This is a genomic window from Bradyrhizobium sp. 187, from assembly GCF_023101005.1.
GTDB classification, from domain to species: Bacteria; Pseudomonadota; Alphaproteobacteria; order Rhizobiales; family Xanthobacteraceae; genus Bradyrhizobium; species Bradyrhizobium canariense_D.
This window is the reverse complement of sequence record NZ_CP064693.1, coordinates 2,084,869-2,100,633: the sequence shown is the minus strand read 5'-3', so window position 1 is coordinate 2,100,633 and position 15,765 is coordinate 2,084,869. Positions and strand designations below refer to the sequence as shown.

At 61.1% G+C, this 15,765-nt stretch carries 12 protein-coding genes, 1 tRNA gene and 1 pseudogene; 8 read left to right on the top strand and 6 right to left on the bottom strand.

Translation table 11 applies throughout. From position 1 onward, the window contains the following. Positions 1-159: 159 nt before the first annotated feature. On the bottom strand, positions 160-837 hold the full coding sequence (locus tag IVB19_RS10110; protein ID WP_247821358.1) for a hypothetical protein: 678 nt from the start codon (positions 835-837) through the stop codon (positions 160-162). A 468-nt stretch (positions 838-1,305) separates the two neighbouring features. Here IVB19_RS10110 and IVB19_RS10105 point away from each other — a divergent pair, with 468 nt between their 5' ends. The 3 genes from IVB19_RS10105 (at position 1,306) to IVB19_RS10095 (ending at position 4,076) form a co-directional block, all read left to right on the top strand. Further along, on the top strand, positions 1,306-1,644 hold the full coding sequence (locus IVB19_RS10105) for an H-NS histone family protein (protein ID WP_085357172.1): 339 nt from the start codon (positions 1,306-1,308) through the stop codon (positions 1,642-1,644). Between the two features lie 1,038 nt (positions 1,645-2,682). Further along, the gene (locus IVB19_RS10100) at positions 2,683-2,865 is read left to right on the top strand and encodes a hypothetical protein (RefSeq protein ID WP_245333112.1); all 183 of its coding nucleotides are present in this window, start codon (positions 2,683-2,685) and stop codon (positions 2,863-2,865) included. Between the two features lie 1,037 nt (positions 2,866-3,902). Further along, positions 3,903-4,076, top strand: coding sequence for a hypothetical protein (locus IVB19_RS10095; protein ID WP_162847274.1), 174 nt, complete (start codon positions 3,903-3,905; stop codon positions 4,074-4,076). Between the two features lie 770 nt (positions 4,077-4,846). Here IVB19_RS10095 and IVB19_RS10090 read toward each other — a convergent pair. Continuing rightward, positions 4,847-5,191: a hypothetical protein gene (locus tag IVB19_RS10090; RefSeq protein WP_204513898.1), complete on the bottom strand. Its 345-nt coding sequence runs from the start codon at positions 5,189-5,191 to the stop codon at positions 4,847-4,849. Positions 5,192-6,827: 1,636 nt separating this feature from the next. Between IVB19_RS10090 and IVB19_RS10080 the strand changes: the two genes are divergently transcribed. Next, entirely contained in the window at positions 6,828-7,280 is a 453-nt protein-coding gene (locus IVB19_RS10080) for a cyclic nucleotide-binding domain-containing protein (protein WP_346283652.1), read from the top strand. Here IVB19_RS10080 and IVB19_RS10075 read toward each other — a convergent pair. The 3 genes and pseudogenes from IVB19_RS10075 to IVB19_RS10065 form a co-directional block, all read right to left on the bottom strand. Then, complete coding sequence (locus tag IVB19_RS10075; RefSeq protein ID WP_083926417.1) at positions 7,228-7,704, bottom strand: 2Fe-2S iron-sulfur cluster-binding protein; 477 nt, start codon at positions 7,702-7,704, stop codon at positions 7,228-7,230. The genes IVB19_RS10080 and IVB19_RS10075 overlap by 53 nt on opposite strands. Before the next feature lie 75 nt (positions 7,705-7,779). Next, a pseudogene (locus IVB19_RS10070) lies at positions 7,780-8,059 on the bottom strand (aldehyde dehydrogenase family protein); the annotation flags it as partial. Between the two features lie 274 nt (positions 8,060-8,333). Beyond that, positions 8,334-8,408, bottom strand: a tRNA-Gln gene (locus IVB19_RS10065). Positions 8,409-8,662: 254 nt separating this feature from the next. Here IVB19_RS10065 and IVB19_RS10060 point away from each other — a divergent pair. Continuing rightward, complete coding sequence (locus tag IVB19_RS10060) at positions 8,663-10,441, top strand: acyl-CoA dehydrogenase family protein (protein WP_247821357.1); 1,779 nt, start codon at positions 8,663-8,665, stop codon at positions 10,439-10,441. A 91-nt stretch (positions 10,442-10,532) separates the two neighbouring features. On the opposite strand, the gene IVB19_RS10055 is transcribed toward IVB19_RS10060, so the two are convergent. Further along, the gene (locus IVB19_RS10055) at positions 10,533-11,774 is read right to left on the bottom strand and encodes an MFS transporter (RefSeq protein ID WP_247821356.1); all 1,242 of its coding nucleotides are present in this window, start codon (positions 11,772-11,774) and stop codon (positions 10,533-10,535) included. Between the two features lie 245 nt (positions 11,775-12,019). Here IVB19_RS10055 and IVB19_RS10050 point away from each other — a divergent pair, with 245 nt between their 5' ends. From IVB19_RS10050 to IVB19_RS10040, 3 genes are all read left to right on the top strand, one after another. Continuing rightward, positions 12,020-12,778: an enoyl-CoA hydratase-related protein gene (locus tag IVB19_RS10050; protein ID WP_247821355.1), complete on the top strand. Its 759-nt coding sequence runs from the start codon at positions 12,020-12,022 to the stop codon at positions 12,776-12,778. A 200-nt stretch (positions 12,779-12,978) separates the two neighbouring features. Next, entirely contained in the window at positions 12,979-14,637 is a 1,659-nt protein-coding gene (locus tag IVB19_RS10045; RefSeq protein ID WP_247821354.1) for a bifunctional metallophosphatase/5'-nucleotidase, read from the top strand. A gap of 133 nt (positions 14,638-14,770) precedes the next feature. Beyond that, complete coding sequence (locus IVB19_RS10040) at positions 14,771-15,700, top strand: histone deacetylase family protein (protein WP_018456262.1); 930 nt, start codon at positions 14,771-14,773, stop codon at positions 15,698-15,700. The last annotated feature ends 65 nt before the right edge of the window (positions 15,701-15,765 follow it).

Below are 15,765 nucleotides of genomic sequence, written 5' to 3'. Positions count from 1 at the left end.
GCAGTCCGATCCCAAAGGCGACCGTCATCGTACTCGAATGTCCGTCTAAGGCAGTGCCAAACTAGGTGTGGCGCACGGAATCTTTGTACGTGTGGCAGTTCGGCTATACCAGCTCGTGGAATCCATTGATTGCGCGGCGGCTGGTACCTCGCATCTAAGCTAACGTAATCTCCACGCATGCCGAAGCGTGCGGCTCGAGCTTAAGAGCGAGAGGCCACCAAGCGTCATCAGCAGCACACCGAACCAGGCCGTCCAGCTGCGCGCTTCGCCGTGCGCCTCTGCAGTGCGCGCGCCCAGCGGCATATCTTGAGGTGCGTCGGCGAGAATCTGCCCAACGTCGACTTGGCCCGGCACGGAGTGTTCGGAGGTGAGCTGGTTGGGAAGATCGACAATGGGGGCCGCCGACCCCGTGCCGAGATTGGAAGCGGCATCAGCTACCTTCATTTCGGGTACAGGCGGCTGAGATTGCTCGGGCGGTGCGGAGCGCAGCACCTCCGCGCGCGCATCAACGACCGCGCTCCACCTCGTCCCGTTCTCGTCCAAACTGGCGCTACGGTCTTTGGCCATGCGAGCCCGAATGGGCTTCTTCACCGTCGCGATGCCCTCGGCCAGGAACCAGCATTTGCGGCGACCGTCCATTCGGTAGACCCAATGCTGTCCACCAGTGGTCGAGGTACCGGGACGCGGCACGCATTCGGCTTGCGGCGGAGAGGTTACCGTGGGTTGGGGCGTGGCAGTATTGAAGAAGTCGGCAAGAGGGTTGGAAGACGCAGGCGCCGCCGATAAACCTCCGACAAGCACCAAACTGGCGAAGTATAATCGCAAATGACCGGACATCGAAAACTCCCGGGTGCGCCCCACCCCCGCTCGAACCTTAGCGGCGACAACGGCTCCCATGCGGCTTAAATCGGGCGGCGCGATGAATTAATTAATTGTACTCTTGGCTACCTGATTAATATGCCGGTCACGAGGCAGCGCGATCGATTCATCGAGCCACCTGAGTTGTGCTGGGCCTCGCTCCCCGCGATCCGCGCCGCCGCCGCCCGGTCGATCGCCATCTTTGCGCTCGTCCCCGAGCACGAAAGCGCAACTGGCCGAGGGTGAGTTTGTGGAGGTCACGAGACGTGGCTACCCCGCGCGGCGATTTAAATACTCCGCCACGATATTACCACTGTCGCGCCTTTCTCCCTGCTACCTGTCGTATTAAATGTGGATTGCACGATCAATATTTAACTGAGGGCTTGTCTGCTCCCGGATTCCCGACTTGTCTGCCTGGGCCTTCTGCCCAAGATTAGGGATGGAGCCATGAACACCGCGCATTTCAATTCGCTCTCCGTTGACGAGCTCTGGATATTTCACCAAGAGGTCGCCGCCAAACTCACTCAGAAAATGTTGGTGCAAAAAGCACATTTGGAGGAACGGCTCCACAGGATTGGACTGGCCAACGAGGCCACGCGGTTCAATCGCGAGCGCCGTCCATACCCGCCCGTTCGTCCCAAATATCGCAATCCGAAGAACCCGGCGGAGACATGGTCGGGTCGCGGCAGGCTGCCTCGATGGCTGCGGCCGCAGCTTCGAGGCGGCCGAAAATTGGACGATTTCCTAATCGATCGGGCTTCAGCCGAAAAGCGGCAGACAAGTTGAGCGCGCGTTGCGGCATTTTGGGATGGAAATGCTGGCGCCGGCTGTTCCCCCCTGGGCTCTGAGCTCCTCACATCATCGTTGAAGCGCGGGTCATAACCATGCTTCGAGGCATGGCCATAGCGAGAGCGCTGGGCTGATGGTCTCGCTGAATCGCTCGGGGGGCCCGCGGCGCAGTGAGGACATCGACGAGAATCTCAAGCACGCGATGGCCGTGTCTAGTTGTCGTGCCCTCTGAAGTGCCGCCTAACCGCATTCCACGCTCGAAGGACTGGAAGGATGAGCACGATGAAAAGAACCCTGATTGCAACCGGCCTCATTGCGCGCTGCAGGAGTGGTGGGTCGTGATCGTCCGAGCGACCGGCCGTTGTGTTAATCGTCACCGGAGATGGAATTCCTGCTCGCCGAGTAGGTGCCGGTCTGCGCGAGGGCAGGACAACTACAACGAACAGAACGTTCACCAGTAGCCATATTCCCACAATGAGAAGAAAAGTACGCACGAGAACGACCATCGTTGATCTAAATCTGCCGAGCTTACTCCTGCCTCATACCCGGCACGCAACCGGCAACACTGCGTTCGCGGACGGAGCCGCTTCAGCGCAGCCGGCACATTTTCGCATCTCCCCGAGGCCGTTGGGCCCCGAGCGCTTTGCGAGCGTCCAGGATCGCTCGCAGCCTAGTCCGGCGCAACACTCGCGTCTGTGCGCTTTCGAACATTCATGCCCCCTTCAGGTATGCTAGTTCTATGCATCATCCGGCGAGAGCCGGACAGGATGGCTCATCGGCCAAGACGGCTGTCCTCAGCCCGCAATCCCTGAACAGGGGCGGGGTCATGGAGCGTGGCCCAAATATCGCAGAACGATGAGCGGCGAATTTGGCGGTCCGCATAGAACCATTATCGAGTTTCGGCAGTTGACTCCGGGTGAATCCGAACCAGCAAACTGATTTGTTCGGGCCAAGGATAAGTTTAAAGCTAAGCCGGCACACATGAAGGACCTCCGACGACGTTTGGGAAAGGTCCGCGCTGACGCCAGAGAGTTTATGCTGATGAGTCAGCAAGCGACGGACATAGAAAAGCGCGAGCTGTTTAAGCGCTTGGCGGATGAACTCGCCTTCGAGGCTCTCGAGCTTGAGCTAATCGTCAAGAAAAACGAGCGAGCTAATCCGTGCGACCAGCACGAGGTCGTGGAGTTTAAGCCGCCCTCTCAGCGAACGCGTGGCTGACGCGGAAGAGGTCAAGCCGGCTAGATCGACGTGCACAACCGAACTTTGGTGCATGGCTCCGCCAGCGAACGCTGCTCCGCCTTCGCCGCATCACATTGCGGTTGGGAGGGGCCCAATCCGGAAGCGGTGATGTCATTGTACGCCGCAGCAGTTCATCCATATGGTCCTTCCGTCGATTTCGAAGAACAGCGGGGTTTCAGGCAAGGCGCCGAGGCTACGGAAGTGGTCGACTATTTCTCGGTGAACCTCGATCGCAGTCCACGGACCCACCCGTAAATTTCCCAAGTGTTCGAAACGAGGCGCGCTGGTTAACTGGTACGGGTGAGCACCGCACCATGAAAACGCCGAAGCCAAAGCAATGGACCGACCGCGAGGTCCAGCAATTGTCGAAGCTGGCACGAACGGGCGCTGGCGTATCGAAGATTGCAGCCGAGCTGGGCCGTCACGCAGGATCAGTGAGGCGAATGGCGCGAACGATAGGGGTATTGTTGAAGAAGTAGCCGTCGAGGAAGCTCGCGCGGGCCCGCCCGAAGGAGCGTAGCACGGCTGACCTACAGGCCGGAACCACGACTAATGTCCCGCACAAGCCTGAGCGCGGCGCCAGTATTTCGACCATAGAAGAGCGTCTGATCGAGCTGCGAAAGAATGGTCAGCCCAAATAGCGTGATGGCAATGCCTCTAAACATTGTCGTGGACCGGGTTGAACGGTGCAGTGCAAGTTCAAACGGCCCCGGCCGCAGGTTGGGAGGAACAGCCGGGGCCGGTATTCCCATTCCATGTGCCGCAATCGGCGGTAATCGGCACGCACCTAGCAAGCCAGATAAAAGCTAACGAATTGTTTCGTAAGTCCCGAATTCGGAGCGAAGCGCTGCTTTGGTGTTGCAACGGCAACGTGCTTCGCAACGCAACATAGCGCGAGCGCCGCCCGTACTTGTACGGAGGTTGAACCAAACTTCTTGCCGTTGCGTGTCGTCCATATTCAACGTCTACTTCAGATTGATGTTGTGACGATCCGATTTTTCAGACGAGGCCGGTCCATGAGCGTCAAAGCCATGATGGCGACTATCCTCAAGAACCAACTGACATCGCGCGGAGTGCATTCGCTGACGCATTCGGACTGCGCGGAGATCGTGGAGCACTTGATCGAAAAGCTCACTGAGCTTGAGCTTAGTTTAGCGCGAGAAGTAGCCAACAACCAGAAACTGCAGTAGCACGAAGCATGATGAGCAATCGAGACTGACAGCGGCGTGATTGCTGATCCGTTCCGCTGCCCGCAGTCTGAACACGCTGCACGTCGCCACGACCGACGACGCTCTCGGCGCGCGAGCATGATGCGCCGGAATGGTGCCCCTAACGACATTGATGCTGTTTGTGGCACTATCGGCGCAGGTCGCGCCCATGGGCGAGAGACCGTCTCGATTAACCCGACCGAGATGTGTAGAGCGCCGACAGCGACCCAACTCACGACTAGGTGAGTAGGCCATGTGCTTACAAGGCAGAGGCCCCGGAGTGCCTGAGGCGGACCTCTTCCCTCATCAATTAATCGTCGTCCCGGTCGTGAGGATGGTGTTCGAGGTGGTGCTCATGGTGATGGTGCTCTGCCCCACCTCCGTTCACACCTTTTGCCCCAGACGCAGCGATGGCGTTTGACGTGAGTGAGGTCGATAGAAGCAAGGTCATGGCGGGCGGCGTTACGGCCGCAAATCTACCGCAGGTCTTCAAAAATTCACGTCGATCGTCATCTTCTGTCGAGGTATGACATCCACGTCACGAATGTCTTCGGACCGACAGAGGTACCACATTATTTTCAGTTATCCGAATTTAATTCGTTAAATGTATTTAATCGATCATGCAATGCAACGAAGGCAGCTTAATATTCGGGGTTGAGTGAATCCGAACGTGTACCTCCTCAGCGGCGGTGGCGCTCTTGAGTATGTCCAGAGCAGTGATCCGTCGGGAACGGATGGGAGTATCGTCCTAATTAAATGGACAGCTTCTTGATGTTGTTGTAATTTTCTCGGGTTTCAGCTTCGGAACTGATGTTTTGGAGCAACTCATGCCGGAGTATCGAGCCTACATTCTTGGATCGGACGGCCACATACAGCTTCGCCTTGAACTTGATTGCGTCGACGAACCAACGGCGAGCGAACGAGCCAAGCAGCTCGTTAACGGCCAAGACGTCGAGCTTTGGGAAGGTGCGCGCAAAATCGCGACATATAGGCCAGAAGAGTAAGGTCGCCGACACTGGCGCGCTGGACCAACCCACATTTCGATTGCCGCGACGAGGATCTTGCTCATAGGGGCATAAGCGCACACTGCGCGTCATTCGTGGTCGCCGTTGATCCGGGGGCAATCGTCTCCCGGCGCGAGTAATCATTCTCCTCTGTGCGTGCTTGAGGCTCTGTTCTTTCATTTGCACAAGCGACGTTGCATTCTTGGAAATGGGACGACAGCTCAAGCTCAGCCAAGTGCTCCCAGTATTCTGCTTCCGCGAGGAGCTTCCATTTATTCACGCCATTGTACGCTGCTTGTTGACGACACAGCGAACCCATCGCGCGTAAGCGTCGCACCTTCTCCACTGCGGACCCCCTTCGGCTTGTTTTTCACAAACCTGTTATTTCTGAGTGTCAGAGTTAAAGTCTCGCAGATTGAAATGACAAGCCCGGTGTTTGACTGGTTTTATGACAGCGCAATAGTCTGACTTTTGCCGCTAGCGTGCATCCGGTTGAAACATTGACCTAGATCGATAAACCCCGCTCTTCCGACTGCCCGCAATCCCCCTCGCGGAGGCGCTTAGGAAGGTGGCGGCTCCAGTCCGATGACTGGAGCCTTTTGTCCGCCATCCATCAAAGCAGGTGAGCAGTCCCAGCGCTGAGTGCAATGTCGAGTGTCAGCGCCAGAGCGTCGTCCGCCTGCGCTCTGCGCAGGCATGCAATAAGGTTCGCACCAGCAGCAGTGAACTTTTGAGCGATCCTTCTTCGATTATGGTTAGCTTTTCATCACTCCGACGTTTGATCCTTACTTTGTCTCGCCGCATTGGACCACGAACCTGCTCGACGACCGATGCCAATTGATCAACACAACCCCCGCTATTGCGCGAGCCTCGGAGGGCTATCAGTTACTGCAACTTGGACACTAAGAGCCCGACACACGCAACGAGCGTTGCCGTACTCAGGGTCAAGAGCTGCTCAGTGCGGGCTTGCAGATAGCGGTTAGCAACCAGCTGATTCAGTTGGTTTCGAAGCCCCTCAGATCGAATTTGCTGGAATGCCAGTTCGCAGAGCGCTCACACCATCTGATGGGACGTAAGCTCTGACAGATTACGACAGGCGCAAGCAGGAGCCAGCGTGCAGCTTTAAACGTTTACGGGCGTGGATCGATCTCGAAGATGATCGACATGGACCGGACCGAGCGCTTCTTTGCCGGATGACTGTCGTGGGCACGATCTGCCTCTGCGCCGCGTTTACGATGTGGATGCTCGTTTGAGCCGCCACTCATGCCGCCAACGGAGGCGCCCTATTTCGGTGGCTGCCATCTTGGCAAGGCCAGCCACTCGGTTACTGACAAGGTCAGCCACTCGGTTACTGAGACGTGATTTCGTTCTGCCGGGCCTTCCTAAGCAGACTGTCTCGTTTGTCCTGGCGGAAATGACCCGGCTTCATCACGTAGCTGTTGAGCTTCTAGGTCAAGCCGAGCCCTCTCTTGCGAGATCGCCGCGGCGTTTGCCGCGTCCCGGAAAGCGGAACTCCCTATGGTATTACCCATGCGCATTTCACAATTGCGGAGCGGCGCGCTGGGACCTAACTCCTCAATCACCCTGAGAGACAACAATTCGCCTCCGAGCGCGTGTGGTTGGAGTTTTTGAGATTGAGAGCTTCCACAGCTGAATTGGACTTTGAGCGCGAGGCGTAGGCGGATTCAAACAAAGTTCGAGTTGGCCGCCCCATGACGCTCGAAATGCGATGCGGCGATCGTTAGAGGAGGCCGCAGTGACGCTTCCCGCCGAAATTGGTAACCGATTTCTGGCAGCACTACCGGCGGCGGACCTCGATCTGCTGGCGCCCGAGCTAGAGATGGTAGCGCTCGATCGGGATGCGGTCGTCTCGCAGGCGGGTGACCAGACCGAGCACGTCCTCTTTCCTCATAGTGGCGCCATTTCTGTGATGATCGACATGGCCAACGGACAGACGGTCGCCAGCGCCGCAATAGGGCGCGAGGGAGCAGTAGGCACTCTTTCCGTGCTAGAGCCGTCCCCTTCGGCCGTTACCGCCGTCGTTCGTGCCGCGGGCATCGCCTCGCGAATCCCCTCATCGGATAAGGCGCACGTTCTGTCATTAGACGTTGGCAGTCGGTTGGGCCTATTTAGAGGTCCAAGGTCAGCTTTTTCGACTTTGCACCCGAATAGCAAATCATGATCGTCTTGTTTGTCTCTTGTTCCTGCTTGCTCAGAAACTGCTCGCGGTGATCCGGCATGCCTTCGATCACGCGTGTCTCGCAGGTTCCGCAGCCACCTTCCACAAGCGAAATTCCTGAATCGATCAGTGCATCCAGGAATCGACTTCCCGGGCTCAACGGCAATCGTACGATATCGAAACATAACGGCCGTGCCCATCTTCCAACCCAAGATCGCGCGAACCATCGGTTTGCTTCAGCGACGCGGAGCCATCTATCCACGGCCGCACGGGTTTCTCGCGACAGATTGATTTCGAAATGGCCTGGAGAAATATGAGATACCGCTCCACATGTCGGGCGAACTGAACTCACGGGCCAACTCAGCCAGCCGTCAAAGCCCCGACCTTGAGCCAGAAGGTGTTCTGCGGATTCCGACGCGTGTGCCATCACGGCCGGAAACACTTTTGCATTGGCGGACGCTGGTCGTGACGAGCGCCAAGACCCGATGCGACGAGAGCAACTTCATGAGTAGAATCCGAGAACGGCCTTTGTCTCGAGATATTCTTCCAAACCCCTCTAGGCCGTACTCCCGGCCGTTGCCGGAACGCTTGTATCCACCGAAAGGTGCGTTCGGGTCCCAGTCAGGATAGTTCACATGGACCTGACCAGACCGGATCTCTCCGGCTACGGCCCGCACCGTTTCCATATCCGTGCCCTGCACGTGGGCGCCGAGGCCGTAGACAGTGTCGTTGGCGATCTCGATCGCCTCCTCCACTGTGTTGTAGGAAATGATGGACAGCACGGCGAATTCCGCACCAATGCATTATTTCGACTGCTTGTCCGATTGTTCGCTGTAGTACCCTATCCTACGATGAGGGCGTAACAGACCACCCCAAGTAGCCTCGGCGGTATATACTGAGATGAAAGCCACGGAGATAGGCCACTATGGTCGATGTAATGCACGACGCCGTTTAGTTTGATTCGGGAACGAGCATCAGAAGCTCCATTTCCAAACGCGTTCAAAAAATTCGGCGGCATCAGAGCTGCTTACATAACGAACTCAGCAGCTTAAGCGCTGGCTGGGGCGGGAGGGATCGAACCTCCGAATGGCGGAATCAAAATCCGCTGCCTTACCACTTGGCTACGCCCCATCAGGCCCTCGGGAAACGGCGGCGACAGGAGCGTCCGCGGATTCCCTCGAGTGGTGCCGGTCTATAGGGAGAGGCGCGGCATTTCAACCGCCCGGAGGGGCAAAATACCACAGGCGCCGGTGGCGCCGCGCCATGCCTTACAGGAGCGCTACGCCAGCCCGTTGCCGACGGGCGTTCCGCCACCCCTCCTGACAGTTGAGACCTCCCCCGTTTCATGGGAATACGGCGCCAAGAACTGTCCACGGGAGTGAGCCATGACCTACCGCGCGCCGATCTCTGACATGCTGCTGTCGCTCAACCACGGCGCCGGCCTGAAAGCTGCCATGGAGGCCGGCCATTACGGCGATTTCGACGGCGATATCGTGAGCGCCGTGCTGGAGGAAGCCGGCAAGTTCGCAACCGACGTGCTGGCGCCGCTCAACAAAGTCGGCGACGAGCACGGCATCAAGCTCAGCGACGGCAAGGTCACGACCGCGCCGGGCTGGCCGGATGCCTACAAGCGCTGGACCGAGGGCGGCTGGAACGCGGTCTCGGGCCCCGAGGATTTCGGCGGCCAGGGCCTGCCGCTCGCGATCAACGCCGCCTGCACCGAGATCTGGAGCGCCGCCAACGTCGCCTTCGGCCTCTGCCCGCTGCTGACGGCGTCGGCGATGGAGGCGCTGGACGCGCATGGCAGCGACGAGCTGAAGAAAATCTATCTCGAGAAGCTCGTCTCCGGCGAATGGACCGGCACGATGCAGCTGACCGAGCCGCAGGCCGGCTCCGATGTCGGCGCGTTGCGCACCCGCGCCGAGAAGCAGGCCGACGGCACCTATCGCATCAAGGGGACGAAGATCTTCATCACCTACGGCGAGCACGACATGACCGACAACATCGTGCATTTCGTGCTGGCGCGCCTGCCGGACGCGCCCGCAGGGACCAAGGGGATATCGCTGTTCCTCGTGCCGAAATTCATGGTCAACGAAGACGGCTCGCTGGGTGCGCGCAATGACATCTTTGCCTCCGGCGTCGAGCACAAGCTCGGCATGCATGCCTCCCCCACCTGCACCATGACCATGGGCGATCATGGCGGCGCGATCGGCTTCCTGGTCGGCGAAGAGAACCAGGGCATGCGCTGCATGTTCACGATGATGAACCAGGCCCGCCTCGGCGTCGGCCTCGAAGGCGTCGGTGTTGCCGACCGTGCCTATCAGCAGGCATTGTCGTACGCACAAGAGCGCAAGCAGGGCCGCGCCCTCGGCAACAAGGGTGACGGTTCCGATGCGATCTTCGTGCATCCCGACGTCAAGCGCATGCTGATGCGGATGCGGGCGCAGACCGCTGCGGCGCGCACCATCTGCTATGCGACCGCGGTGGCGATCGACGTCTCGACGCGTGCCAGGGATCCGAAGGTCCGCGCCGACGCTGCAGCGCGTGCGGCATTGCTGACGCCGATGGCCAAGGGCTATTCGACCGACATCGGCAACGAGGTCGCCTATCTCGGCGTGCAGGTGCATGGCGGCATGGGCTTCATCGAGGAGACCGGCGCGGCGCAGCACTATCGCGATGCCCGCATCACCGCGATCTACGAGGGCACCAACGGCATCCAGGCCATCGACCTCGTCACGCGAAAGCTCGCGGCCAACGGCGGCGCGTCGGTGTGGGCGCTGCTCGACGAACTCTCCGCAATCGTGAAGCAGGTCGAAGCCTCCAACGATCCCGCCTTCGGCACCACGGGCGTGAAATTGCGTGAGGCACTGGAGTCGCTGACGCGCACCAGCAAATGGCTGCTGGAGCGGCTTCCTTCCGCGCCGAACGAGGCGCTGGCCGGCGCGACGCCGTATCTGCAACAGTTCGGCGCCACGCTCGGCGGCTGCATGCTGGCGTCTGAAGCGCTCGCCGCGAAATCCGACGGCATCGCGGACGCCGGGCGCTACGTCTCGCTGGCGCGCTTCTTCGCCGAGAACATCGCCGTGCAGGCCGGCGCGCTCGAGCGCACCGTGACGGAGAGTGCGGAGTCGGTCGCGGCAGCGGATGCGGTGCTGTTGGGGTAGCTGGGACGCGTAGCCCGGATGGAGCGCAGCGCAATCCGGGGCCATCATTGCTGGTGACACGAATTCCGGATTGCGCTGCGCTCCATCCGGGCTACGAAGCCGCAAGCTTCGTACGTCGCCCCGGCCGCCATAGTACGGCGCTCGCCGCCACCACGTCGAGCACCACGCACATCGCAAACGCGCTCGTGTAGTCGCCGGTTACGCTGCGCACGAGACCGACGATGCCGGGGCCGAAGGCGCTGACGATGCCGCTGATCGAGGTGCCCAGCCCCATCGCAGCGGCGAAGGCGCTCGCGCCGATCTCCCGCTGGATGATCAAGGGCGGAAACGTGATCATGTTGCCGATCGAGAAACCGTAGACGGCGCAGCACACGAGCAGCACGGTCGGATTCGTGCTTTGCAGAAGCACGAACAGCGCCGCCGCCTGGCTCGTCATCGATGCCGCGCAGGCGAGCCGCGGATCGAGCCGGTCCACGAACAGGCCGAGCGAGAGGCGCCCGACCACCGCCATCGCCGCCATGACGGTGACGGCAAGGCCCGCACTGGCGCGGCCGATCAGCGGTTCGAGGAACGTCACCTGATGGATGATGAATCCCATCTGCGCCAGCAGCGCGACCGCGATCGGCAGCACCATGGTCCAGAACGCCGCGTTGGCGAGCAGCGTCTTGCGTGAGTGAACCGAAGGCAAGGCAGTGCCGCCAGTGGATGAATTCCCACCCGACGTCGGCGGCATTTCGGTTCGCCACCCGGTGAAGATGACCACCACCGGCAGCACCAGCACCACCATCGCCAGCGTGGCCGCCAGCATCGCGGAACGAAAGCCGATGCTGCCGCTCAGCGACAGCAGCAGCGGCACGAGCACGATGCCCCCGCAGGTCGCGCCGTTGTAGGCGAGGCTGAGCGCGAGCCCGCGGCGCCGTTCGAACCAGGAGTTCAGCACGGTCGCGATCACCACCGTGCCCATGCCGGTCCAGCCGACCGACATCAGCGCATAAGCGAGATAGAGCTGCCACGGCGTCTGCAGCAGCGCCAGCAGCACCGTCGAAGCGCCGAGCGCCGACAGGCCGCACAGGATCAGCGACCGCAGCCCGATGCGGGCGAGCAGATCGTCGGTGAAGATGACGAGGACGGCAGTCAGGAGAAAGGAGAAGGTGCTGGCCGCGGAGACCAGCGTGCCCGGCCAGCCATGGGCGCGCTGCAGTTCCGCGAGATAGACGCCCTGACCGTACAGGCCGAAGCCGAACATGAAGAAAGCCATCAGGAAGCAGGCCAGCACGACGCGCCAGCCGCGATAGTGCAGCGAGGATTCGTCAACACGAGTGGCGGCAATCATCAATCGGGCAATCGGCCAAATGGAACGGCGCGAGGCGATCGTGCACCACAACCAGTGGTTTTTCAATCGAAAATGGCGGTTGATCATTGCAACGCGGAACACGGCGGCGAGCGTGATGCGCCCGTCTCGGGCGAATTCGGTCTCCAAAAGGTCGCGCTAGCGCATTGGCACGCCTGCAAGATGATGTAGGCTGACGTTTCGCGAGTCTAGCAATGTCAGTATCGCGGCGACCGCAGGGGCCCCTCATGCCGAATGGCAATATCGTCGTCAGCGAAGAGCGCGGAACGCGCGTGATCACCCTGCGCCGCCCGAGCAAGAAGAACGCGATCACGCAGGACATGTATCGGGAGATGAGCCGCGCGATCGACACCGCGCAGAACAATCCCGACATCCGCTGCATGATCATCACCGGGGGCTCCGGCGTGTTCACCGCCGGCGACGACATCGACGATTTCATGCACGCCGACACGTCGCGCCCCGAGACGCTGTCCGACGGCGCCATGTTTCTCTATTCGCTAGCTCACAACGCCAAGCCGGTGATCGCGGCCGTGGACGGCGCGTCGATCGGCATGGGCACCGTGATGCTGTTCCATTGCGACTATGTGCTGGCCTCGAACGCGGCGACCTTCTCCGCGCCCTACATCCATCTCGGGCTCGTGCCGGTCGGCGCGTCCAGCCTCTTGATGCCGAACACGATGGGCTACCAGCGCGCCTTCGCCATGCTGGTGATGGGACGGACTTTTACGGCCGCGGAAGCGCATGCCGCCGGCTTCGTCAACACCGTGGTCTCGCCGGGTCATACCGAGGTCGAGGCACGCAAGGTGGCGCGCGATATCTGCCGGCTTCCCGCCGAAGCGGTCGCGATCTCGCGCAAACTGCTCCGCGTCGCATCCGAGGAGCTCACCCGCCGCATCGATCAGGAGGCCCATCTGTTCGGCGAGCGGCTGAAGTCGGAAGAAGCCACCGCCGCGTTCAACGCGTTTATGAACAGGAAGAAGCGGTAGGCTGTCTTCCCTCTCCCATGGCGGGAGAGCCTGGCTCGCCGCAAAGCGGCGAGACGGGTGACGGGTTCTATCCGCGAGTCGAACTCACATTTGAATTTGCGGAGACACCCCCTCATCCGGCGCTTCGCGACACCTTCTCGAGAAGGGGAGAAGGAAGAAAGCTTCGTGAAATCTTCGTGCGGAACGACTAGTCTGGTTTCATGCAACATGTTCTCCGGCTGACCGTCTTCTCGCTCGCGCTCGCCGCCCTGCCCGCGTCCGCCCAAACCGCCGCACCCGTCGAGCTGCGCATCCTGGCGATCAACGATTTCCACGGCAATCTGCGCCCGCCGCCGGGCGGCATCCGGATCAGCGATCCCGAGGACAAGGCCAGGAAGGTGATGGTGGCGGCCGGCGGTGCCGAATACATGGCGACGCTGGTGAAGCAGCTGCGCGAGGGACACAAGAACACGATCTTCGTCGCCGCCGGCGACCTGATCGGCGCGAGCCCGTTCCTGTCGGCGATGTTCCACGACGAACCGTCGATCGAGTCGCTCTCGATGATGGGGCTCGCGATCAGCTCGGTCGGCAATCACGAATTCGACGAAGGCAAGACCGAGCTCCTGCGGATGCAGAACGGGGGCTGTCATCCCCTCGACGGCTGTCAGGGGCCGCATTCCTTTACGGGCGCCAGATTCCGCTATCTAGCGGCGTCCACCATCGAGACGGCGACGGGCAAGAGCGTGCTGCCGCCTTACGAGATCAGGGAATTCGAAGGCATCCCCATCGCCTTCATCGGGCTGACCTTGAAGGACACCGCGGGCATCGTCTCGCCATCGGGCATCACCGGCCTCGAATTCCGCGACGAAGCCGAAACGGTGAACGCGCTGGTGCCGCAGCTGAAAGCGGGTGGGGTCGAGGCGATCGTAGTGCTGATCCACCAGGGCGGCGAGCCGGCCGGCGACTACAATGAATGCCCTGCTATCACGGGGCCGATCGTCGACATCGTGAAAAAAATCGATCGCGCCGTCGACCTCGTCGTCAGCGGCCACACCCATCGTGCTTATGTCTGCGATATTGACGGGCGGCTCGTCACCAGCGGCGACAAATACGGTACCCTGGTCACCGCGATCGACCTCAAGCTCGATCCGGCGACGCGCGACGTCGTCGGCGCTAGGGCCGAGAACGTCCTCGTCGCCAATGCCTCGCTGCCTAGGGATCCCGAGCAGACCGCACTGATCGACGCGTACGACAGGCTTTCGGCGCCGATCGCCGATCGCCCGGCTGGATCGGTGACGCAGACGCTGTCACGCGTGCCGAACGAGGCCGGCGAAAGCCCGCTCGGTGACGTCATCGCGGACGCGCAGCTCGCCGCGACCAGGGACGCCAAGGACGGCGGCGCCGTCATCGCGCTCACCAATCCCGGCGGCATCCGCACCGACATCGTTCCAAAGGAGAACGGCGCGATCACCTTCGGCGACGTTTTCGCCAGCCAGCCGTTCCGCAACCAGCTCGTCACCATGACGCTCACGGGCAGCCAGCTCAAGGATATGCTGGAGCAGCAATGGCTCGATCCGAAGCGGCCGCGGATACTCCAGGTCTCGAACGGGTTCAGTTACGCCTGGGATGCGGCGAAGCCATTCGGCGAGCGCGTGATCAACGAGAAGATGACGCTCAATGGCAGGCCGATCGAAGCCGGAAGCGGCTACCGCGTCACCCTCAACGATTACCTCGCAGTCGGTGGCGACGGCTTTACGGCCGCCAAACAAGGCACGGGGCCGCAATATGGCGGCTACGACGCCGACGCGCTGTTCGCGTTCTTCAGGGCGCACGGACCGATCGGGCCGTTGCCGCTGAGCCGCATCCTGCGCGTGAATTGATCCGGATCAAACGGGCTGGTTCGGGACACCCTTTGCCATTCCCGGGGGAACGCATAGATTGGGTTTTGCATTTGCGTTTTGGCGCCGGATGCGCCAAGCGACGTCGAGAGCCCGCATCCCATGAGGCCGACTGATGAGTACGCTTCTCCTCTCCCACAAGGCCTGCCTCGACCACGTCACGCCGCCGGGACACCCTGAAAGGCCGGACCGCCTGCGCGCGGTGGAGGAGGCGCTGTCGCATGAGCGCTTCCAGTTCCTGGTGCGCGACCAGGCGCCGGAGGGCGATCTCGATCTCGTCACGCTCTGCCACAACGAGCACTACGTCACGGAGCTGCGCCACATCGCGCCGACCAGCGGACAGGTCTATATCGATGGCGACACCTCGATGTCGCCGGGCACGTGGGAAGCGGTGATGCGCGGCGTCGGCGGCGCGGTCGCAGCAACCGAAGCGGTGATGGCGGGCGAGCATCGCAACGCCTTCGTCGCGGTGCGCCCGCCCGGCCACCACGCCGAGATCGGCAAGCCGATGGGCTTCTGCTTCTTCGACAACGTCGCGATCGCCGCGCGCCACGCGCAGCGCAAATACGGCATCAAGCGCGCGGCCATCGTCGATTTCGACGTTCATCACGGCAACGGCACGCAGGACATCTTCTGGTCGGACCCGACCGTGATGTACTGCTCGACGCACCAGATGCCGCTGTTTCCGGGCACCGGTGCCAAGAGCGAGCGCGGCGACCACGACACCATCGTCAACGCGCCGCTCGCCTCCGAGGACGGTGGGCCGGAATTCCGCATCGCATTCGAGAATTTGATCCTGCCGCAGCTCGAAAAATTCAGCCCGGAACTGCTCGTCATTTCTGCCGGCTTCGACGCGCATTATCGCGATCCGCTGGCGTCGCTGAATTTGCGCGCGGAGGATTATGCCTGGGTGACGCGCAAGCTGATGGACCTCGCCGACAAGACCGCCGGGGGGCGCGTTGTTTCTGTGCTCGAGGGCGGCTACGACCTGCAAGGACTGAAAGAATCTGTTACGGCGCATGTCGGCGCCCTGATGGGCGCCTGATACACCCGCCACATTGCGCCCGCAAAACTTTGCTTTCTGCCACGTGAACCGAATCGGGCAATCGG